4 tRNA genes are annotated in these 584 nt (G+C 47.8%); all 4 read left to right on the top strand.

Annotated features, from left to right (window positions below):
- Positions 1-49 precede the first annotated feature (49 nt).
- The 4 genes from C9J42_RS21400 (at position 50) to C9J42_RS21385 (ending at position 425) form a co-directional block, all read left to right on the top strand.
- Positions 50-125 (top strand) — tRNA-Lys (locus C9J42_RS21400).
- Between the two features lie 31 nt (positions 126-156).
- Positions 157-232 (top strand) — tRNA-Val (locus tag C9J42_RS21395).
- Positions 233-271: 39 nt separating this feature from the next.
- A tRNA-Ala gene (locus tag C9J42_RS21390) sits at positions 272-347 on the top strand.
- Positions 348-349: 2 nt separating this feature from the next.
- A tRNA-Glu gene (locus tag C9J42_RS21385) sits at positions 350-425 on the top strand.
- The last annotated feature ends 159 nt before the right edge of the window (positions 426-584 follow it).

The raw sequence follows: 584 nt of genomic DNA, 5'->3' as shown, positions 1-584 counted from the left end.
GCCCTTTCACGGCGGTAACAGGGGTTCGACTCCCCTACGGGACGCCAATGGGTCGTTAGCTCAGTTGGTAGAGCAGTTGACTTTTAATCAATTGGTCGCAGGTTCGAATCCTGCACGACCCACCATTCTTTCTCACGAAGGAAGTAAAACTATCGTGGGCGATTAGCTCAGTTGGGAGAGCACCTCCCTTACAAGGAGGGGGTCACTGGTTCGAGCCCGGTATCGCCCACCATTTTCTCTTTAGAGAACTTCTTAAAAGAAGTAAAACATTGGGGTTATAGCTCAGCTGGGAGAGCGCCTGCCTTGCACGCAGGAGGTCTGCGGTTCGATCCCGCATAGCTCCACCAATGTCCCGTTCGTCTAGAGGCCTAGGACACCGCCCTTTCACGGCGGTAACAGGGGTTCGACTCCCCTACGGGACGCCACTTTGTAAATACATTCTTATGAGTGTGATTAGAAAGTGGATCTTTAAATAGAAACACAATGCTCTTTAACAATCTGGAAAGCTGACTAGTAAATTCAATCAATAGATTGATTTTAAAAATGTTCTTCGAAAGAAGAACGAGTTCTCAAAACATACACAT

Source organism: Photobacterium sp. GB-56 (genome assembly GCF_003026105.1).
GTDB lineage: Bacteria > Pseudomonadota > Gammaproteobacteria > Enterobacterales > Vibrionaceae > Photobacterium.
Note: the sequence above shows the minus strand (reverse complement) of the source record. Positions and strands in the feature narration are given on the sequence as shown.